At 44.1% G+C, this 22104-nt stretch carries 18 protein-coding genes; 4 read left to right on the forward strand and 14 right to left on the reverse strand.

Annotated features, from left to right (window positions below; translation table 11 throughout):
* Window positions 1-22: 22 nt before the first annotated feature.
* The 3 genes from H9L11_RS22125 to H9L11_RS22135 form a co-directional block, all read right to left on the reverse strand.
* On the reverse strand, window positions 23-490 hold the full coding sequence (locus tag H9L11_RS22125; protein ID WP_005373176.1) for an OsmC family protein: 468 nt from the start codon (window positions 488-490) through the stop codon (window positions 23-25).
* 99 nt (window positions 491-589) lie between these two features.
* Window positions 590-2947 carry an ATP-binding protein gene (locus H9L11_RS22130; RefSeq protein WP_205391202.1) on the reverse strand — a complete coding sequence of 786 codons (2358 nt, stop codon included), beginning with the start codon at window positions 2945-2947 and terminating at the stop codon, window positions 590-592.
* Entirely contained in the window at window positions 2940-3908 is a 969-nt protein-coding gene (locus H9L11_RS22135; RefSeq protein ID WP_005373180.1) for a cytochrome c peroxidase, read from the reverse strand. Before H9L11_RS22135 ends, H9L11_RS22130 begins: the two co-directional genes overlap by 8 nt.
* A 398-nt stretch (window positions 3909-4306) precedes the next feature.
* Between H9L11_RS22135 and H9L11_RS22140 the strand changes: the two genes are divergently transcribed.
* The 3 genes from H9L11_RS22140 to H9L11_RS22150 all read left to right on the forward strand — a co-directional run bounded on the left by H9L11_RS22140 (window position 4307) and on the right by H9L11_RS22150 (window position 7675).
* Complete coding sequence (locus tag H9L11_RS22140) at window positions 4307-5338, forward strand: IS630 family transposase (RefSeq protein WP_001927356.1); 1032 nt, start codon at window positions 4307-4309, stop codon at window positions 5336-5338.
* A 167-nt stretch (window positions 5339-5505) separates the two neighbouring features.
* The gene (locus H9L11_RS22145; RefSeq protein ID WP_205391203.1) at window positions 5506-6882 is read left to right on the forward strand and encodes a nodulation protein NfeD; all 1377 of its coding nucleotides are present in this window, start codon (window positions 5506-5508) and stop codon (window positions 6880-6882) included.
* 10 nt (window positions 6883-6892) lie between these two features.
* The gene (locus tag H9L11_RS22150; RefSeq protein ID WP_005373196.1) at window positions 6893-7675 is read left to right on the forward strand and encodes a slipin family protein; all 783 of its coding nucleotides are present in this window, start codon (window positions 6893-6895) and stop codon (window positions 7673-7675) included.
* 41 nt (window positions 7676-7716) lie between these two features.
* Here H9L11_RS22150 and H9L11_RS22155 read toward each other — a convergent pair whose 3' ends face one another.
* Complete coding sequence (locus tag H9L11_RS22155) at window positions 7717-8151, reverse strand: globin (RefSeq protein WP_053349193.1); 435 nt, start codon at window positions 8149-8151, stop codon at window positions 7717-7719.
* A gap of 243 nt (window positions 8152-8394) precedes the next feature.
* Between H9L11_RS22155 and H9L11_RS22160 the strand changes: the two genes are divergently transcribed.
* Window positions 8395-9051: an NAD(P)H-dependent oxidoreductase gene (locus H9L11_RS22160; protein ID WP_064376638.1), complete on the forward strand. Its 657-nt coding sequence runs from the start codon at window positions 8395-8397 to the stop codon at window positions 9049-9051.
* A 96-nt stretch (window positions 9052-9147) separates the two neighbouring features.
* On the opposite strand, the gene choV is transcribed toward H9L11_RS22160, so the two are convergent.
* The 10 genes from choV to H9L11_RS22210 all read right to left on the reverse strand — a co-directional run bounded on the left by choV (window position 9148) and on the right by H9L11_RS22210 (window position 22103).
* Window positions 9148-10326, reverse strand: a complete 1179-nt coding sequence (choV, locus tag H9L11_RS22165; protein ID WP_115386584.1) for a choline ABC transporter ATP-binding protein — start codon at window positions 10324-10326, stop codon at window positions 9148-9150.
* Window positions 10327-10328: 2 nt separating this feature from the next.
* Window positions 10329-11171 (reverse strand): choline ABC transporter permease subunit, encoded by an 843-nt coding sequence (gene choW, locus H9L11_RS22170; protein WP_005392552.1) that lies wholly within the window; start codon window positions 11169-11171, stop codon window positions 10329-10331.
* Between the two features lie 77 nt (window positions 11172-11248).
* Entirely contained in the window at window positions 11249-12187 is a 939-nt protein-coding gene (locus H9L11_RS22175) for a choline ABC transporter substrate-binding protein (protein WP_005382646.1), read from the reverse strand.
* A gap of 36 nt (window positions 12188-12223) precedes the next feature.
* Complete coding sequence (betA, locus tag H9L11_RS22180; RefSeq protein ID WP_005373209.1) at window positions 12224-13939, reverse strand: choline dehydrogenase; 1716 nt, start codon at window positions 13937-13939, stop codon at window positions 12224-12226.
* A gap of 181 nt (window positions 13940-14120) precedes the next feature.
* On the reverse strand, window positions 14121-15581 hold the full coding sequence (gene betB / locus H9L11_RS22185) for a betaine-aldehyde dehydrogenase (RefSeq protein ID WP_025767886.1): 1461 nt from the start codon (window positions 15579-15581) through the stop codon (window positions 14121-14123).
* A gap of 18 nt (window positions 15582-15599) precedes the next feature.
* The gene (gene betI, locus H9L11_RS22190; protein ID WP_017820329.1) at window positions 15600-16199 is read right to left on the reverse strand and encodes a transcriptional regulator BetI; all 600 of its coding nucleotides are present in this window, start codon (window positions 16197-16199) and stop codon (window positions 15600-15602) included.
* A gap of 605 nt (window positions 16200-16804) precedes the next feature.
* The gene (locus H9L11_RS22195; RefSeq protein WP_205391204.1) at window positions 16805-18853 is read right to left on the reverse strand and encodes a tetratricopeptide repeat-containing diguanylate cyclase; all 2049 of its coding nucleotides are present in this window, start codon (window positions 18851-18853) and stop codon (window positions 16805-16807) included.
* Between the two features lie 435 nt (window positions 18854-19288).
* Window positions 19289-20047, reverse strand: coding sequence for an SDR family oxidoreductase (locus tag H9L11_RS22200; RefSeq protein ID WP_005373217.1), 759 nt, complete (start codon window positions 20045-20047; stop codon window positions 19289-19291).
* 9 nt (window positions 20048-20056) lie between these two features.
* Window positions 20057-20953, reverse strand: a complete 897-nt coding sequence (gene mmsB, locus H9L11_RS22205; RefSeq protein ID WP_205391205.1) for a 3-hydroxyisobutyrate dehydrogenase — start codon at window positions 20951-20953, stop codon at window positions 20057-20059.
* Between the two features lie 19 nt (window positions 20954-20972).
* The gene (locus H9L11_RS22210) at window positions 20973-22103 is read right to left on the reverse strand and encodes an enoyl-CoA hydratase/isomerase family protein (RefSeq protein ID WP_104980576.1); all 1131 of its coding nucleotides are present in this window, start codon (window positions 22101-22103) and stop codon (window positions 20973-20975) included.
* Between the last annotated feature and the right edge of the window lies 1 nt (window position 22104).

The raw sequence follows: 22104 nt of genomic DNA on the forward strand, positions 1-22104 counted from the left end.
CGCTTTTGATAAAGAGCTTCACTTAATTCGCAATAAGCGTTGTCACTTCTGTTTTAACGGAGTTGGCGATAAAGCAATTCTCATGGGCCATGTGGTGCAGTTTTTCTAATTGAGATGGTGTCGGTTGTTTTTCACCTGAAAATGTTATCTTAGGGTTTAACGTTACCTTTGATACCCACTCTTTTCCGTTTTCGCCTTTTTCAAGCTCCCCTACTGCTTCATCTAAGTAACTGTCCACAACATAACGTCGCTTTGCTGCAATAGACAGGAAAACGAGCATATGACAACTAGAAAGTGCCGCGACAAACGCTTCTTCTGGATCAACGTTTTCTTCTACGGATAGTGGTAATGGTACTACGTGGGGAGATGGAGATGCTGGGACTTGCAACCCTCCATCAAATTGCCAAATGTGTGCCCTACTATACTTATTATCACTAAACTCTTCCCCAGCTTTACGATGCCATTTGATTAAAGCGGAATGCTTACTCATTCTAACTCCCTGATTTTCCGACGACGAATCAACACTATCCGTCCTTGCCACAGTAAACCACAACAAAATGAGTTAAGGAAAGCATCGCACTCACAGGGACTATAAAATCTGTTGAGGATCGGTATTGTTCTTCTGGATATCATCCAAAAGTCTATGAGACTGATGGATGTTGACCTGTAACCGATTGATCAGCATCTGCAACTGCTCAATCTCGGGACTTTGGTTGGCTTTAAGTTGAGTTTCCAGGGCCTCCGTTTGGCTCGCCAAAATAGGTAAACTTAGGTTCAGTGCCATCCCTTTCGTTTTGTGCAACGTCAGCGCTAATGAAGCAAAGTCTTCAGCCATAAAGTATTCAATAAGTTCATCAACAGAAGTCTCAAAATCGACAATAATGCTTTTTAGCAACTCGTCGAGCGCTTCTGGCTCATCTCGTAAAGAAGTAAACATGCCTGAACGGGAGAGTTCTTCCTCTGTTAACCTTAAGTTCTCGATTGGCTTACGTTGCAATTGAAGCACATTGCTGTCACTCGTTAGTGGCGGATTCTGTTTCGGTTCGAGTCTGGCGGCAAACTGTTTGAGAGCGTCTGAAAAGCTCTCATGCTGTAGCGGTTTTGTAAGCACATGGTCTGCTCCTGCTTCAATAAAGCTATCGTGAGCTTCACGAAATACGTCTGCCGTGTACGCAAAGAGTAATGTCTTGATACCTAACTCTTGTCGGATAACGCGTGTCGCCTCAACGCCATTCATCTCGGGCATATGGTTGTCCATCAAGATCAGGTCGTACTCGTTCTCTTTCGCCTTTTTAACCGCGATTAATCCATTTTCTGCAACTTCCACTTCATGCCCAAGCTTTTCGCAAAACCCTTTTGCCACAATGGCATTCACACGGTTATCATCAGCAAGTAGTATCTTTAAATGGTGTGATTTTGCACGAGGTTTCGGCGCTTCTTGCTGCTTTTTCGGAGCAGATTCTACCCAAGGAATCGGCAACTCAACGATAAATTGACTTCCAACGCCTTCTATACTCTTCAGAGTAATATGGCCACCCATCAAATCGGTTAGTTTTTTGACGATGGCTAACCCAAGCCCTGTTCCGCCGAACCTTCGAGTCGTTGATGAGTCTGCTTGCTCAAACGAGTTAAAAATATGCTCGTGCTTGTCTGGCGCAATACCAATACCGGTGTCGCTCACGCGCATGACCAACAACTGATTCGATTCATCTAACTCAGTTCTAACCAGCACATGCCCTTCATTGGTAAACTTCACCGCGTTACCGGCGAGATTAAACAAGATCTGTCGTAAACGCGCACAATCTCCAGTAAATTCAGTATATTCAGAAACCTCGTTTTCCAAGATTAACTCGATATTTTTTTCATCAACAAGTGGTTTTATTGCGCTACACACCGGAGAAAGCACTTGATCGAGCTTAAACTTAGCTTGCTCAAATTCCAGTTTGTTTTCTTCAACTTTAGAAAAATCCAAAATATCGTTGAGGATAGTCATCAGATGCTGGCCAGAATCAAGAATAACCCTAATATGCTCTTTCGTCGTCGGCTCTTTGGTCTCTTCTGCAATCATTTGAGAAAGCCCTAGTACACCATTCATCGGCGTCCTTAGTTCGTGACTCATTGCAGCGAGAAAATTTGATTTCGCTTTTGCCGCTCGCTCGGCTTTGTTTCTCGCCTCTTCAATTTCAAGATTCAACTGTTTTAAGTTATGCATTCGGTGATGTGACTGATAAACAAACGCGCTAACTAGAAACATCACCGCGATAAATACAAACAACCACGTAAAACGCGCCTCACTTTGAGCAATATTGAGTAACCGATGCTCTAAGCTTTCGACAAACTCAATATAAGTGTGATCAAGCAGTTCATTCGTCAGCAATTCAATTCTTTTATCACTCGTTTGAAGCCGTTTAAGGAAGTTCGCTTCTTTTTCACTCTCAACTTCAGTTTGTGTTAGAAGCAACTGGTTGAGAAATTCAAAATAACGACTGCCACCCAATGATTGACCGCTCTCGGTAGAAACCTCTTGCTGATATAAATTGAACAACATGAGTAATGCATACCGATTTTCTACCTGAACACCAATTAACATATCAAGCTTCAACGTTGTTTGAAGCACTCGCTCCTTAAACTGTTCAAGCGTATCCCTAACTTTTATACGATTGGGTGTCACGGGAAACCAAACTGATGCCTTTGATGATTCCAACAGTGCCTGTGCTGCGATTTCTATCTCTACTAAAGATGTTGTTAACTCATAGTTTTTCCTATCTTCAACGGCATATCGGTTCACGATAACATCACGCTCTTCAATCAACTCATGTCCGATATTCATTAGCCCTGCATGAAATTCTTGAGCGTTTTTTGAATTCATATACGACATATACGCCAGTGTGCAGCACGTCAGTATCCCAATAAAAAAGCAAAAGTTGATCAGTTTGAATTTATTCATTTTCCAACACCTCTAAAATTATGGGTCTAGGTGCTGTCAACGACTGCAAGAATGCTTCAATGTCCGCGACATTCTCATCGTTCATCGTAATACCGAGCTGGGTTTTAGCCATGATTTGTATCGCGTCGGATAACTTATCGACTTGCCCATTATGAAAATAAGGACTCGTTAGCGCGACATTGCGTAAACTGGCTACTCTAAAATAGAATCGCTCTTCATCTTCTATCGTAACGAGTTGCCGGCCCGAGTCCTCTACTACTGGCTTATCCTTGAAATAGGCGAACCTTTGGATCATCGCTCCGCCGATATTTTTGCCCTGATGACACTGCACACAACCTGAAGTCTGAAATGTTTTCCAACCTCTGATTTGCTGTTCACTCAGTACATGCGTGTAACCCAATAAGTAAGCATCGAATGGTGCGCCAGGCGTCTGCAGCCCTTCAACAAACTCCACAATAGCGGACTTGATATTATGAACGTTAATCGGCAATTCATCGTCACGACTAAATAGCGCTTGATAATGTTCACTCTCTTTTACATATTGCTCTATTGTTTGCCAGTTTGAGTCCATTTCCATTGGATTATGGATTGGACCATCAATCTGAGCCATCAAGGTGTTTTCCGTACCATCCCATAAAAAACGATAATTTAACGCTGCATTAAACACTGTTATAGAATTTCTAATTCCATCACCTTTCACCCCCGTAGAGACAGGTGTATTTTCAGCGCCATTGGTTTGCAGATTGTGGCATGTCGCGCAGCTGACATTACCATTTGACGATAATTGAGGATCGCGGAAGAGATGCCAGCCAATTCTCGCTAGCTTAATATCCACATTAGGATCACCCTGTATGGGCTGAACTAGAGAGATATCACCTAACATCTTCGCGTTTCTTGCGGTTGTTGTTTGGCTCAAAATGAGTGTTACAACAGCTAGTGCGATTGCGCTGAATTGCCTCATCAACTACATACCTTAAACTTGTCATTGATATGAATTTAGTTGCATTTTGACGTTTTTTCCACCGACAGGAAGTTGAAAAAACGAGTTAAGTATTGCTTTGTTTAAGGCTTTGGTTGAAGAAGGAGTAATAAGGCGAATAGGAAGAAATCGATCGCCTTATGAGTAGCTAACGTATTGAAATCTGAGTTTAGTGTAGAAAAGCCAAAAACCGTTGAAACCAAGTCACCTCTCCATACGAGATCAGATCGAAAATAGTAAAGAATACGGCACAGATAACGGCCAACTTAATCAAACGCTGAACAATAAACATAAACATCACAATTACCAATAATTTGCTTTATACCCGTGATCATTGAAGATGCTTGATTTTCGATAGAATCAGGAGCATGCTACGAACCATGAAAATTACACTGACTCCTCAACAGAAACTGCAACTCGAACAAATGCACGACATTGAACGTGATAGTCGAGTTTGCGACCGTATTAAGGCTGTTTTGCTGGCTTCTGAAGGCTGGAGTCAGACTATGATTTCACAAGCTCTTCGTATTCATGAATCGACCGTTGCTCGTCATCTCAGCGACTACGTTCTTTCTGAAAAACTTAAGCCTGAAAATGGCGGAAGCCAAAGCAAGCTTTCTGCTACTCAAACCATGCACCTAATCGAGCATTTGACTGAGAAAACCTATTCTCATACGCATCAAATTGTCACTTACGTTAAAGAGACATTTGGACTGGATTACACGGTTTCTGGTATGAATAAATGGCTTCACCACAATGGTTTTAGCTACAAGCAACCGAAAGGCGTACCACACAAGTTTGATGAAGCACAACAGCAAGCATTTATAGAGGCTTATGAAGCGTTAAAGGCAAGCTGTGGCAAGGATGAATCGATAGTCTTTATCGACGCAGTTCACCCAACACTATCAACAAAAATATCTCATGGCTGGATACGAACTGGTCAGGATAAAGTGATTGAAACAACGGGTAATCGTAGCCGATTGAACATTATTGGCGCACTGAACTTGTCGGATATTGGAGCAACCATTGTTCACAACTATGAGAGCATTAACAGTGAATCGATTGTTCGCTTTTTCTGTGAGTTAAGAAAGAGTTATCCCTTAGCTCATAAGCTTCATATCATCTTGGATGGTGCGGGATATCACCGCAGTGACTTAGTCAAAGATGCGGCGTTTGTCCTGAATATTGAACTGCATTATCTTCCACCTTACAGTCCAAACCTCAACCCAATCGAGCGGCTATGGAAAGTAATGAATGAGAAGTCGAGGAACAACGTTTACTTCAAAAGAAAACGGGACTTCAAGGCGGCAATAGACCAATTTTTTGCAGTGACTCTTCCAGAGATCGCAGGCTCTTTGACATCTCGAATTAATGATAATTTTCAGGTTCTCAAGCCAGCATCTTCAAGTTGATTCGGTATAGTTTACTATCTCACACAGCGTTTATATATAAAAAAGTAGTCTCCTAATTAGCCTCGGGAACTTATTCATTAGAACCTATACTCAAGCATCTCTAAGTTATTTGGATATACTTGAATTAGGATTTCAAAAAGTCCCTGTGACCACACAAGGAGGACTGCATGAAACGACTATGGATATGGTTCTTACCTTTACTCTTGATTGCCAGTCAAGCACTGGCGAATACCGTTTGGATTGTTCCTGTCAAAGGCGCTATAGGGCCTGCTACTAGCGACTATTTATCTCGTGAAATAGAAGAAGCTCAACTAAACGGTGTCAGTTTAATGATCTTAGAGATGGACACACCAGGCGGCTTAGATAGCGCAATGCGAGATATTATTCACGCGATTACCACCTCCTCCACTCCAATTGCGACTTGGGTTGGCCCGTCAGGATCTAGAGCGGCTAGCGCAGGGACATACATTTTACTCGCCAGCCACGTTGCCGCCATGGCTGAAGCCACCAACCTTGGCGCGGCAACGCCCGTCGCGTTAGGTGGTGCCCCTCAGCCCCCTTCATCGGATGATGGCAAAGATCAAAACGCGGAAGAAACGTCAGAAGGAACCAACGAAGGTTCAGAGAAAGTTCCCGCGAAAACCGCAATGGAGAAAAAGGTGATTAATGATGCTAGAGCCTATATTAAAGGCTTAGCAAAGCTTCATGGCCGAAATGCAGAGTGGGCAGAGAAAGCAGTGAGCGAAGCAGCGAGTTTGGACGCCACAGAGGCATTGGAATTAAACGTTATTGATTATATAGCCAACTCACCAGAGGATTTAGTCAAAGCCATTGATGGACAAACTGTTAAAGTTAACAATCGTGATGTGACATTGTCACTGGAAAATCCCGTATGGATTGAAAGAACACCCGATTGGCGAGCAGAAATGCTAGCCGTTATAACCAATCCAAACGTTGCCTACATTCTAATGCTCATCGGCATCTACGGTTTACTTCTTGAATTTTACAACCCAGGAATTGGCTTACCCGGTGTGCTAGGTGGGATTTGTCTGCTTCTTGCCATGTACGCACTACAAATGATGCCCGTCAACTACGCAGGTCTTGGTCTGCTGTTACTCGGTATTGCACTAATGATAGCGGAAGCATTCAGCCCGAGCTTTGGTATTTTGGGCTTAGGCGGCGTTGTCGCCTTTGTACTCGGTTCGATATTTCTCATGGACAGTGAGTTACCAGGATTCCAGATCGCCCTTCCTTTGATTTTTGGTATTGCCATATTTTCCGTGGCTCTAATCGTGCTGACCGTCGGCCTGCTGCTCAAAATTCGTCGCCGGCGTGTAACGACGGGTTTAGAGACTTACCCTGGGAAGGTCGCCGTGGTAAGCGATGACTTTATCGATGGCGAAGGACGCGTTCAACTCAACGGTGCGTTATGGCGAGCTAAAGCCAAAGACCATCAACAATTCAAACAAGGTGATCACGTCACCATTGTTAATGTTAAAGGGCTGACCTTAACTGTGATGCCTGATGACCGCCAAAATAAATAGGAGGCGCTTTATGATGCTCTATACCGTTGCGGTGATCGTGGTGCTGCTGTTCGCACTAGCGACCCAAATGTTCAAGGTTTTGAGAGAATACGAACGTGGGGTTGTGTTCTTTCTTGGTCGATTTCAAGAAGTCAAAGGACCTGGTTTGATCATCCTTATCCCATTTATTCAGCAAATGGTGAGGGTTGATTTACGTACTGTCGTTTTGGATGTGCCGACACAAGATTTAATTACCAAAGATAACGTTTCTGTGCGCGTCAACGCGGTCGTTTATTTTCGCGTAGTCGATCCTCAAATGGCGATTAACAATATTGAAAGCTACAGCGATGCCACCAGTCAGTTAGCACAAACCACGCTGCGCTCGGTATTGGGTCAGCATGAACTCGATGAATTGCTATCAGAGCGAGAACGCCTCAATAAGGATTTACAATCCATTCTCGATCAACAGACTGATGACTGGGGAATCAAGATTGCTACGGTTGAAGTCAAACATGTTGATTTAAATGACAGCATGGTCAGAGCCCTAGCCCGTCAGGCAGAAGCAGAACGTAACCGTAGGGCGAAGATCATTCACGCTACTGGTGAGTTAGAGGCTTCAAATAAATTAAAAGAAGCAGCGCAAATGCTCAACGAAGCACCGAATGCACTGCAATTACGTTACATGCAGACACTCACTGAAATCACTACAGACAAAACATCCACTATTATTTTTCCAATGCCGATCAATCTTGTCGAAGCTGTCAGTGATATCGCCGAAGCGGTGAAAAAGAATAAAGAGACACAAGATAAGTAAGGTTCTGACCCTAGGAAGTAACGACCACTCACGTTACTTCCTTATTTGGAACTCGCTTTAAGGATGTGCCCATCTTCTTTATCACACTCTTGTTTCATTACTTCTAAGCCCGTTTTAAAGCATGTTCGCCAAGCGGTTTCAACATCGGTATCGTACCCGGAATCACACTGTCGAACCGTTTCTAACAAACTCTCAAGCCAAACATCAAAATCCTGCGGCTCTATACCAATTTCGGCACTTGCATGCTTTTTCCCATACTTTTCCACCATTTTGTGCGCTTCGGTCGAGGTATCTGCCATCATAAAAAATACGATAGACCCTCTAAGCATTCTCACTTGTTGGTGCATGTCTATACCGTCAAACTTCTGTCTAAAGTTGGCGCTTTTCGACCATAAATTTTTGTAGAACAAGTCGAAAAACTCCTGATCTGAAGTACAACGTTCATAGCTATCATTAAAAACTTCAATCACGTTCATGTTGCTTTCCCCTACGCCTCAATATGAGTTTAATTTAATATCAAATAAAAGCTTCCAAATAAGGACTTTTAAGTTTCAAATCGATCAACTCACATCGATTTTCAACAAAAAGTAAAAAGTGATTTAAATAAACACCCTCTTATCAATGAAAAAATATCCATTATCATGAACCCATATTCGAGGTACGCATGGTTGTCGATGCTAGTGCATCTTCATCTGTCATCACATAAAGAGGATATAAACGTGTCCCATCAAATCATTACCGATCTAAATAACCGTTACACTGCAAAAAAATATGATGAAACCAAGCGCGTTTCTCAAGAAGACATGGCGATAATCAAAGAAGCACTGCGTTTGTCGGCGTCTTCTATCAACTCACAACCATGGAAATTCATCGTTATTGAAAGTGATGAAGCGAAGCAACGTTTCCACAATACGTTTGCAAATATGCATCAGTTTAACCAACCACACGCGAAAGCCGCATCACATACGATTCTGTTTGCTTACGATCCTAAATTTACTAAAGAGAAATTTGCGAAGCGTGTGGATGCAGAAGTAACATCTGGCCACTTGCCAGCGGAGATGTACAACAACTTTATGGGTGCTTACGCTTTTGCCGATGCAAATACGGACGAAAATGGCTTCAACGGAAGCTGGACAAAAGCACAAGTCTATTTGGCACTAGGTAACCTACTACACACATTGGCTCGACTAGGCATTGATTCAACACCGATGGAAGGTGTCGATCCGGCTCTGATTGGAGAAGAGTTTAAAGAAGAGCTCGAGGGCCATATTTGTGAAGTTGCGCTAGCGATTGGCTACCATAAAGATGGGGAAGATTATAATCATGGTCTTCCAAAAGCGCGCCTTGCAATGGATGACGTAATTACGACTCTATAGTCGACCATTGTCTTAGCTTAGCGACTTAAATCATTGTTTAAACTAAAAAGAGCCGCATTAATGTGCGGCTCTTTTTTACTTGGTTCTGCGTCAACTTTACGCAACTTGCTCTGACTTAAAATTACCAAGCAATGCATCGTAAAGCTCATTGTCGCTTAACACACCAACCAGCTTATTATCTTCAACCATAAGCAGAGGCTGATTGCTACGCTGTTTAAGTTCAATCGCTTCTCGCATACTGATTTCTGGACTAACCTGAACCAGAGAGTTTTCATTAACTTCGTCAAGGTTCGAAGAATCGCTCTTCCATTGAATCAACGATTTATCTTTATCCGCTAAACTTAACCCCTTGCTCTCTTGTATCACCCAAATATCTTTATCAGGGCAAATCAGAACACGCGTATCTTCGCGAACCAAATCGTCACGCATTAAGGAACGTCCCTTCAGCACATTTAATGGATTAGTGTGAGCAACAAAGTCCGCCACATAATCGTTTTCTGGAGCAAGAATGATCTGTTCTGGCTTGCCATGTTGAATCAGCTTTCCTGATTCCATAATGGCGATGTTGTTACCGATTTTAAGTGCTTCATCCAAGTCGTGACTCACAAAAAGAATGGTTTTGTTTAGCTTTTCCTGAAGCAGAATCAATTCATCTTGAAGCTGAGCACGAATCAATGGATCAAGTGCTGAAAACGGTTCATCCATTAACAAGATATCAGTGTCCATCGCGAACGCTCGCGCTAGGCCAACACGCTGCTGCATACCACCAGAAAGCTCGTGCGGGAATTTGGTTTCCCACTCAGATAAACCGACCATTTCGAGCTGTTCACGCGCCTTTTTACGACGCTCTGCTTTACCAATGCCTTGCATCTCTAGACCAAACGCTACATTGTCTAACACCGTTAACCAAGGCATCAATGCAAACTTCTGAAACACCATGGACACGCGGTGCGTACGAAGGTGGCGCAGTTTCTGTTCGTCACAGTTAGAGAGCTCAACCATGTCGTCGCCGTCTTTAATTTTCAGAGAGCCACGAGAAATTTCGTTCAACCCGTTAACTGTTCGCAGCAAACTTGATTTACCCGAGCCTGAAAGCCCCATCAAAACACAGATCTCACCCTGTTTCACGTTCAGCGAAACATTATCAACCCCAACCACTTGGCCAGTTTCGTCGATGATTTCTTGTCGAGACTTCCCTTGATCTAACAGTGCTAGCGCCTGTGCTTGTTGCTGACCAAAAACGACATCAAGATTTTTAATAGTAATAGCGTCCATGATTATGCCTCCTTCTGGTTTGGTGCTTTACACAAGCGATCAAGAATGATGGCAACGAGTACAATCGCTAAACCAGCTTCAAAACCTTGCGAGATGTTTACCGTATTCAGTGCGCGTACGACTGGTTTACCAAGTCCATCAGCACCAACAAGCGCCGCAATGACTACCATAGACAGAGACAACATAATGCACTGCGTAACGCCAGCCATAATACTTGGCAATGCCGCAGGTAACTCCACCTTAAACAGTAGCTTCATGCGGCTGGCACCAAATGCTTTACCCGCTTCAAGTAGCTCCTCCGGCACTTTAATAATGCCGAGGTACGTCAATCGAATTGGCGCAGCGATAGCGAAAATGATGGTCGAGATTAGACCAGGGACAATACCCAATCCAAACAGAACCAAGGTTGGAATTAAGTAAACGAATGTCGGGACGGTCTGCATTAAATCGAGTATTGGCCGCAACAAGGTGTATAACCAAGGACGGTGCGCCGCCATAATGCCCAACGGCACGCCAATTAATACGGAAATCGTTGTCGCTGCAAACACAAGGACAAAGGTTTCCAGCATTTCTTGCCAGTAACCAAGGTTGAGAATTGCGAGCAAGGCCAACACGATGAATACAACAAGCGGAATGCTGCGGTGTAAGAACCAAGCAATTGCCGCCGTCATAATGATTGGCGCTGCAGGTGGCATCCATTTAAAAATGTCCACCACGAAAAGAATGATCGTTTCAAGTGTAATAGAGATTGCATCGAAAAAACCCGATGCATTGATGGTTAACCAATCGACGCCAGTTTCCATCCATTGGCCCAACGGTAGTTTGTTGTCCGTAATAAAATTCAAAATAAAACCTTTGTGTTAATGAAGCGGGCAAAACTCTGCCCACTTTCTTTTAAAAAAACGAGCTCAAATACTGCTTATTAAGCGTTTGTTTTTAAGTAGTTTGTAATAGCTGTTAGCGCATCTTGGCCATCTACCGTTTTCACGCCCTCTAGCCACGCTTCAATTTGCTCTTGGTTTGCATTCAACCATGCTTGCGCTGCTTTTGATGGCTTCTGTTTCTGGTTAAGAATCGCTTCCATCAGTTCATTTTCCATTTCTAGGTTAAACTCTAGATTTTTCACTAGCTGACCTACATTTGGACACTCAGCGAGGTAATTTTTACGTACGTTTGTGTAGACGTTCGCGCCGCCGTAGTTAGGACCGAAGAAGTCATCGCCACCCGCTAGATATTCCATTTCAACGTTACTATTCATTGGGTGCGGCGCCCAACCTAGGTACACAATCCATTGATTGCGGCGTGCGGCACGTGATACTTGAGACACCATGCCAGCTTCACTGGACTCAACTAGGCTGAAATCTTTTAGGCCGAATGCGTTGCTATCAATCATTGACTGAATTAAGCGGTTGCCATCGTTTCCTGGTTCAATGCCGTAAATGCGGTCTTTAAATTTGTCGGCATGTTTTACTAGGTCAGCGAAGTTGGTTACGCCTGCGTCATAAACGTATTTTGGAACCGCTAGCGTGTACTTTGCGCCAACGAGGTTCGCGCGTACGGTTTCAACAGTACCTGCATCACGGTATTTCGCGATATCACCTTCCATCGTTGGCATCCAGTTACCTAGGAAAATGTCGATATCGCCATTAGCCATAGAGGAGTAAGTTACAGGCACAGACAGAAGGTCAGTCTTCGTTTTGTACCCCAACCCTTTAAGTAACTCTGATGTAACGGCAGTGGTCGCAGTGATGTCAGTCCAACCTACATCTGCGAAACGAACCGTTTCACATTGGTTGGCGTAAGCGCCTGTTGCTAAAGTACTTAGTGCAATTGTTGAGAAGATTTTTGTCATCTTAGACATGTTGAATTCCTTGTAATGATTACTGACTTTTTCATTTTATGAGATCGAATCGAGATCTCTTTTTGGCGGATGCATTCGTTGCATCTCTTGCCAGTCCGGTGCAATCCAAACTGGTACGTTGTTCGACGTTTCTAGGGCGTTATCCAAAATCATATCCGCGGCGCGTTCTGCCACCATAATCGTTGGCGCATTTAAATTACCGTTCGGAATGGTTGGGAAAATAGAAGAGTCCACCACACGCAAGCCTTGAATACCGCGTACTTGGCATCGCTCATTTAAGACGGCTAATGGGTCGTTATCTGCGCCCATTTTGCAGGTACAAGATGGATGGTAAGCACTCTCGACGTTTTGCTTCACCCATTCATCAATCTGTTCATCCGTTGTGATGTTCAGACCGGGTTGGATCTCATCCCCACGAAACTCATCCATGGCTGGCTGATTGAGGATCTCGCGAGTAAGGCGAATACAATCACGCCAATCCTGCTTATCTTGTTCAGTGGAAATGTAGTTAAACTCAATCTTCGGCTTATCATTCGGATTCGCAGAGACAACTTCAACCGACCCGCGACTTTCTGGCTTGTTAGGTCCAACGTGCACTTGGAAACCATGACCATCAAAAGCAGCTTGCCCGTCATAGCGCATTGCCGCTGGCAAGAAGTGATATTGAATATTTGGCCACTTTAGTCCTTCACGAGAGCGGATAAACGCACACGATTCAAAGTGGTTAGTAGCACCAAGGCCTTTGCGAGTTAATATCCACTCAGTGCCAATCAAGCCCTTGCTCACCAAACCTAATTTGCTGTTGAGCGTGATAGGTTGCTTACAGTGATATTGGAAGTACACTTCTAAGTGATCTTGCAGGTTTTTACCTACCCCTTCCAACGAGTGTTTCACCTCAATGCCCGCTTTTTCTAATACTGCCTTAGGGCCAATGCCTGAAAGCTGCAACAGCTGAACGGAGCCAACCGAACCCGCACTCGAAATCACTTCATTATTCGCAAAACATTGCTGAATTGAACCTGACTTTTCAAATTCAACGCCTACCGCTTTCTTACCTTCTGCACCAGTTTCTTCTAATAAAACTCGATGAACCGTCACCCTCTTCATTAGGGTGAAGTTTTTGCGTTTTTTAGCGCGGCTTAAGTATGCATTAGAGGTCGAAGCGCGTACGCCTTTGTCGACGGTCATATGCATTGGGCCAAAGCCCTCTTGTTGATAACCGTTGTAATCTTTTGTTTCTGGGTAGCCCGCTTCTTTGCCTGCATCAATAAAAGCTTGGTACAGTGGATTGAGCTTCATATCGTTGCCGTTACATGTGCCGACTGGACCGTGATCGCCCCGATATTCATCAGCACCACCAATCCAAGACTCTGCTTTACGGAAATAAGGCAAACACGACTGATAATTCCAGCCTTTCGCGCCTTCCTCTTCCCACTGGTCAAAGTCACAAGCGTGTCCGCGAACGTAAACCATGCCGTTGATGGATGAGCTACCACCCAGAACTTTTCCGCGAGGGCAATGAAGTTGACGGCCATCCAACCCTTGCTCTTCAACCGTCTCAAACTGCCACGCGTATTTTTCAGTGTTCATCGGGTAAGAAAGCGCCGTTGGCATTTGGATAAAAATACTTTTATCCGACCCACCCGCTTCGAGTAATAGGACCGAATTTTGACCACTTTCACTTAAGCGATCCGCTAACACACAGCCGGCCGAACCCGCACCGACGATGATGTAATCGTAGTGTTGTTGCATTTTTATTCTCCTAGGAGTTAATACTCATCACCGTAGATAAGTGAACGAAATTAGCGTAGGAAAAATGCTTGAGAACAAGGCGGAAATTTTCGATAAGTAGTTAACCTACAATCAAAATTGACAACGCAGTTATCGAGCATTTTTTCAAGCTAAAGTGGTCAGTTATCTACTACGATTGGTATCATTTGTAAGGGCTTTCGAAGTCGCTTAGCTGAACCAGAACACTCTTCGTTTGCGTGTAATGTTTAAGGGTTTCGACTCCGTTTTCACGGCCAACACCTGATTGCTTGTAGCCGCCAACTGGCATTTCTGCAGGTGAGTCACCCCATGTGTTCACCCAACAAATACCCGCTTGAATTTGATGGATCACACGGTGCGCACGAGATAGGTTTTGAGTAAATACACCTGCCGCTAAGCCATAATCGGTGCCATTTGCACGCGCAATCACTTCCGACTCATCGCGGAATTTCAGAACTGACATTACCGGGCCAAAGATTTCTTGTTGAACGTGGCTCATGTCATCATCGCAATCGACAAATACGGTTGGAGCAACAAAGTTACCATTAGCTAGACCATTGTCTGTTACTTTGTAGCCGCCAGTCAGTAACGTCGCGCCACTCGCTTTCGCGGCTTCAATCGCTCCTAGAACTTTCGATTCATGATCTTTAGAGATTAGCGCGCCAATTTGCGTGTTCTCATCAAGCGGATCGCCGACGACTAACAGCTCGGTTCGGGCTTTAAGCTGTGCGATAAAGTCGTCATAAATACCTTCATGGACAAATACACGTGTACCATGCGTACAAACCTCACCTTGGGTGTAGAAGTTCGCCACCATGGCCGCAGAAACGGCATCGTTTAACTTCGCATCATCAAAAATAATCAGCGGAGACTTGCCACCCAGCTCCATCGTTACTTGTTTTAGTGTCTTAGCGCTGTCACTCATGACGACTTTACCGGTGCCTGACTCACCCGTGAATGACACTTTTGCGATATCAGGATGCGCCGTTAGCATCTGTCCTACTCGGTAATCCCCTTGCACGACATTAAATACGCCATCTGGCATGCCCGCTTCTGAATAAATTTCGGCGAGCTTAAGCGCCGTTAATGGTGTTTCTTCTGATGGCTTGAAGATCATTGCGTTGCCCGCAGCGAGTGCTGGCGCCGATTTCCACATCGCAATTTGAATTGGATAATTCCAAGCGCCAATACCCGCGCAAATGCCCAATGGCTCACGACGTGTATAGAAAAACTGATCGTCGCTGAGTGGCTGCTGTTCACCTTGTAGACTTGGAGCAAGGCCAGCGTAGTACTCAAGAACATCGGCACCTGTTGTGACATCAACCGCGATAGCTTCTTGAATGGGCTTACCAGTATCTGCCACTTCCAATGCAGCCAGCTCGTCATTACGCTCACGTAAAATGGCAACGGCTTTGTGTAAAATACGGCTGCGCTCAATCGCAGTCATCGCCGACCATGCAGCAAAACCTTTCTTGGCCGATTCAATCGCTGCTTGAAGATCGTCTTGGTTCGCTTGTTTAATGTTGGCCAATGGCTCACCATTCGCCGGATTGTAAGTGGTGAAGTGTTCATCTGAACACCCGTCGTACATCGCACCATTGATATAGTGTGCTTTCATTTCCATTTTGAAGACCTGTAACTTTTATATTTTTTCAGAATAAAACGTAAGTTGTTTTTCGAGATAATCGTTGATGATGATTCTCGCTCTTTCTGCATCAATGCCTTGCGGGTTGAGCGTTCCGCGCAGCCAAATTCCATCAATAAGTGATGCAATACCATGAGCAACCAATTCAGCCTGCTCTGCATTTAATAATGCTTTGAGTTCTTTTCTTAGATGGGACAATAGACGTCGTTCGTTGACACGCTGCAAACGCTTGAGCTGCTCGTCATGCATTGAGTACGACCAAAACGCCAGCCAAGTCTTAGCAACTTGGTTTTCTGCCTGATAGCCGACAAAGTTACCATCAATGATGGCGTTAATTCTTTGGTGATGAGCATCACTTGGCAGCTCACGTAACTTCTGTGTGATAGTGGACGAAAGCTGACGCAAGATTTCTCGCATCGTTTCCTCCAGCAATCCGTGCTTACCACCGAAATAGTGGTTGATAATCCCCGTTGATACACCGGCTTCTTTGCTGATTAACGAAATACTCGCCGCGTGTAAACCGACTCTATCAATCACTGACATTGTCGCTTTCACAAGCTGCGGTTTTCTGATTTCAGGCATCCCCACCTTTGGCATTTTGCGTCCCTGTTATTTTTAATTGAACGGTTAGTTAAATATAAAATGCCTGAAAATTAATTCGAACTCAAATTATTTTTAAAGAAAAATGTTAGTAAAAAAGGATGAAAAGTTGAGGGTGTACGAAAAATCGCTCGGTAAGAACTTGTTGGGATAACTAGATTTCAGTTTAAGAACAAACAAACAAGAAAAACAAAATCAAACACTTAACTCTTTCTCTATTTTTAAAACGATGATGAACGAGTTGATTTTTGAACAACAAAAATCTGTGCCACAAAAAATTTATATCGACCACTAATCATTTCACCTGTACATGGTTTGTTTGTACAAAGAATAGACACACTAGTTTGTTATAGTTTTGTATACACAAGTGGCATTCGCACTTTGAAGGTGAAGGAGGCAAAAAGAGAGGTTATATTGAACGCCATGAATATGCGATTCGATATCCTTAAGCCATTTTTAAGTAATATCGCCAAGTGACTTTAAGATGTTAGATTCAGCGTTTTATATTCGAAGCAAGGATCTCAAAGTCACTTGGCTATCAAAGTAAATGGGAGGGATAAGTTCAGATTCATCGTGCGATGAGCCTGAACTTTTGATTTCTGTTACGCTAGCGAGCGACCTTTCACGCAGTTGCGTCCGTTCGCTTTCGCTTGATAAAGCAATTTATCGGCCTGATCGCAAAGTGATTTAAAACTCATCTCATTATCTTCAGTGGTAACGACTCCAAAACTACAGGTCACTCTCACTTCTTCTTTCTGTTCCGTAACAAAGCCATGTAGGGATAAAGCGCTACGTAAACGTTCTGCAGTAATAAGGGCGTTTTTATGGTCTGTATTGGGCATAACAACAACAAACTCTTCACCACCAAAGCGAGCAACAATGTCGTTCTCACGTACAGTTTCCTCCAACACTTTGGCAACGCCCGTTAGTACGGTATCTCCAAACACATGCCCATAGGTATCATTTACCTGCTTGAAATAATCCACATCGATTAACGCTAAAGTTACTGGCCCCGATTGTGGTTTATTTGGCACCATTTTCTGTTTATCGAGTTTGCTATCTACCCATTTATTTAAAGCTAGATAACCGTACTTAACTTGCTCGACTTGCTCAAAAACAAAGTGTTGTATCTTTTCTTGCTTAGATTGAGGTACCGGTTTTTCTTTTCGCTCACGCCTCACTTCTACTGGCTTAGTGAACCAGTCCTCTAAAAAACGGCGATTGAACAACCCTGTCAATGTGTCTGTCTTTGCGAGGCGACGCATTCTCAAACGCGAGCGATTGACGACGAGAAATACTACCGCCATCAAAAATAGAACACCGATGAGCGCAAGTAGCGCTTCACCCAATAAGTAAAAAGTACGACGGTTATTTTCTAGCTCCATACGCTGCAACACATTGTTCCAATTGAGATCTTCGTTCTCATATTCAAGTCGTTCCAACTCAAATAACGTCTGCTGGCGCTCAAGATTTTCAACTTCTCTTTGATTGCTAAATTGGATAAATTTATCGTGATAGTTACCGTAAGTTTCGAATGCTAGTTTAAAGTCATTGCTTCCCGCATAGGCCATAGCGGCGACTTTTAGTAGCTCCATTTGCTGTTGCTTGACGTATCGACTCTCTATAATCTCCGGCAGCATTGGCGCGATCATCGCTAAAAGTATTTCAAATTGCTGCTGCTCTAACATATATTCGGCTTGTAACAACTTAAATGTTGCCAAATATGCGCTAGACGTTTCTCTGTACTGTAAATTCTCCGCCAGCTTCAAGTGGTTAACCATCTTCTTTTCTTGATTCGTCTCGCGATATAAAGCTGCAAGTTCAAGGTTAACTCGAAATCTAAAGCGTCCATCACCGATAATTTGAGCCAGCTTTAACGCTCGCTGATATGACGCTATCGCCTCTTCGTATTGGAACTGTGCTTTATGAAGTTTCGCTATCGTCAAAACGCTCAACAACTCATTGAACGACATACGCCTATCCCTAAAGTAGCGATATGCTTGTTCCAAAAGCGCCTCAGATCGGTCGTAGCCCTGAATTTTGACAAGCACGTCACCTAGCTCTAATGCTGCACGTTCGACCAACCCGTGAACACCTGAAGATTCAGCCGCATCCATGGACGACATAAGTGCAGCATAGGATTTTTTAAACTCACCTTGCTCATCGTAATAGCGTCCTTTTAGCAACAGGATTTCTGATTCAAGTTGCTTATCACCATTCTCACGCGATGTTTCCAACAAGCTATCCAACGCAGAAAGCGCGGTATCGATATCGCTCTTTCCAACCATAGTTCGCATCTGAATCAACTTAAACAGGAGATACTCATGGCTCTGTGGACGCACAAGCTCCAATCCTTTTTGAACGACACTCTGACTCTCTTCTACGCGCCCTAGCAGCTCTAAAACCGTGGCCTTGGCAAGCCAGTAACGCACCAACAGCGCTGTTGGTTGGTTTTGTAGTAAAGACTCTTCTTCTAACGCTTCAATCAAAGCTAAAGAACTCTGAGGTAATGCGTAAATTTGATTTTCGATGCCTTCTAACGACTGTAAAAACTTACCTTTCTGTTCCACCTTTTCTGTGGAGGCCTGAACAGAAAAACACAGACACCCCAATAATAGCGGCATCGTCCTAAGCGAATGAAATAGTGACATTATTGCTCTTCCCTAATGGGTAGTTACTTCAGTGTAATTGAGAATTCTGATTATTTATTATTAAGACAACTGAAGGTTATTCAGTCAGCCTCATATTCCCATGTATTTTGCGCTGAATAATAAATCACCATCTTTAGATGCCGAAATAGTTTTCGGTTACAATATGACCAATAAGAATGTTTTTTACACACCAAGAATGACGATCTCGTTAGTGAGACAAAAGATCGTCTTAGTTGTGAGTTGATACATTTACATGACAAGCAATATAGAACTAACCATTCACATTAGAAATAGAATCAATTTTTATACCGTTCGATGAGATAGCAGTCGACCATGCATCCAATACATTTTTCAGATAGAAGCAATAAAAGAAAGGAGAAAATGGAAGGAAGCGGACAATCAAACTCGCTCCCCTTTTTTATGTTGCAGAAGGGGTTACATTCGCATTCCGCCATCGACTTCGAACACTCTTCCGGTCACGAATTCGTTGGTTAACACGTATTTTATGGTCGATGAAATTTCATCCGCCAAACCTAAACGTCCAACCGGAATCATTCCGATTAAACGTTCCATCGCTTCAGGTTTTATTTGGTCTGTCATGGCAGTTTTGATGACACCCGGAGCAATCGCCACTGAGCGAATTCCGAAACGCCCTAACTCTTTCGCCCACACCGTTGCCATGGTGGCTACCGCCGCTTTAGATGCTGAATAGTTGGTTTGACCAATATTCCCGGCACGCGCAACGCTGGATATGTTGATCAGAACCCCTTTGCTATCGGTGTTCAGCATTACCTTGCTCGCTTCACGGCCACACAGGAAAGTGCCTGTTACATTCACATCTAGAACAGACTGAAATTGTTCCAGCGACATCGTGTTAACCTGACCATCTTTGACTTTAATGAACATACCATCACGCATAATACCTGCGTTATTGATAACGCCATTGAGCTGCTTGAAATCTGCCTCAATTTGCTCAAAAGCAGTGCACACCTGCTGTTCGTCAGTCACGTTCGTCACATAAAAACGAGCGGTAACGCCGAGAGATTCACATTCCGCTTTCGTTTCAGCCAGTTGATCTGAATTGAGGTCGATAAGCGCAAGATGAACGCCATTTTCCGCCAGTGACAGTGCCATTTGTTTACCCAGCCCCTGCCCTGCCCCCGTGATCGCAATGACCTTATTTGCTAACTCCATAAGCGCTCCTTAGGCCTGATTTTGCTTTTGGTAGAACTCAAACAAGCTTGAGAAATCTTTTTGCCCGTTGCCCTGACCGTTGTGAAAATTAAACAGGTTACGAGCCAAGCTGCCCATTGGCGTTGATGTTTGACTGGCAACTGCCGCTTCCATCGCAAGACCCAGATCTTTAGCCATTAACTGGCTCATAAAGCCGCCTTGATAACCATTGCTTGCAGGCGTATTTTCCATCACACCTGGACAAGGGTTATAAAGCTCTAGCGCCCAGTTACGTCCTGAACTTTGCAACATGATGTCGGAAAGCACTTTGGGATCGAGTCCGTTTTCCATCCCTAAATTGAGTGCTTCACAGGTGCCGCTCATCAAAATGCCCAACATCATGTTATTGCAGATCTTCGCCACCTGACCATCTCCAGCATCGCCTGCATGGAAGATGTTTTTACCCATGTGGCTAAGCACCGCTTTGGCTTGAACAAAGTTCTCTTGTGAGCCGCCAACAATGAAAGTTAACGTGCCTGTTGCTGCGCCCGCAACGCCACCAGATACTGGTGCATCAACAAAACTGATACCAAGTTGCGATGCTTTTTCGCCAACCAAACGAGCAGTCGCCGGATCGATGGTGGAAGAATCAATCAGCAAGGTACCTGATTCGACGCTATCTAAGATGCCATCTTGACCAAGATAAACGCTTTGAACGTGTTGGCTCGCTGGCAGCATAGTGACAACCACGTCAACACCTTGTACTGCCTGCTGAACGGAATCGGCACTTGAAGCGCCCAATGCGGTCAACTCCTCAACTGCGTTTGGGTTCAAATCAAATACTTCGACGTTCAAGCCCGCTTTGAGTAGATTCTTAGCCATAGGCGCACCCATGTTACCCAGGCCAATAAATGCAATTTTGTCCATATCGTATTTCTTCCTTGTACTAAAGTGCCGCTATAGCGACCGACGATGCGGTCAGTGGGCATTCTGCTGAATCAATTGGCGCGAAGAAGCGTTCCAAAACTTGTGGCGTTACGTCAGAAACCGTGCGATGTTGCCAAGTCGGTTGATTGGTTTTATCGATAATCAGCGCACGAACCCCTTCCCTAAAATCACCTTCTAAGCCACAACGTAACGTCAGATTAAATTCCATATCAAAACACGCTTTCAAAGAGAGGTTTTGATACTGTGTTAGCTGCTGATAAGTGATATTGAGCGATAACGGACTGCCATAATTCAATGCTTTTTGCGCATTGATGAACCACTTATCATCAACGTCGGCACTGCTGATTGCGCGAACAATCGAATCTAAATCACCCGAACAAAGCTGCTCAATCAATCCCGCATATGGCATCAACATCCCTTCGCTTGGCTCGTCCACTTGTACCGAACGCAGCACAGTGGCGATTTTTTCGTTGATGTTCGCTTCACCTTTCCAACTTACCGATGCAAGCAGATCCAACAGTGCTTGTTTGCTTTCTGGCTTTGCAATCCATTGGCTTAATCCCAACGCTTTCATGTCTGTCGCGTTAATTTGGCAAGCCGTCAAACTTAAGAAAAGTGCCAAATGTTTTGGTAACTGATTTAGGAAATAGGTAGCGCCTACGTCTGGGTAAAGGCCGATCTTGATCTCTGGCATCGCAAAGCGTGTGGTGGTTTCTGCTACGCGATGACTTGCGCCCATAAATAAGCCCACACCGCCGCCCATCAGATAACCATGCCCCCACGCGATGATCGGTTTTGGATAAGTGTGAATAAGATGATCACAGCGATATTCGAGGTCAAAGAAGGTTTCCATCGCTGAAAACGCAGAATCAAAGTCTTGCTCTTTGTTTTCAAGTGCACGGTAGATCGCTTGAATATCACCACCAGCACAAAACGCTTTTTCACCTTGAGCATGCAAGAATACCGCGACGACGCTGTCGTCCGTTTGCCATTCATTAAGCTGTTTGTACAACTTCTCAATCATCACGTAACTCAACGCGTTGAGAGCTGCTGGGTTATCAAGCTCTAGCACACCAATAACAGAGCCATCAGCGCACTCAAGTTTTGAAACATTTACTGTACCTGTCATT

This window comes from Vibrio sp. sp1 (assembly GCF_016920955.1).
GTDB classification, from domain to species: domain Bacteria; phylum Pseudomonadota; class Gammaproteobacteria; order Enterobacterales; family Vibrionaceae; genus Vibrio; species Vibrio alginolyticus.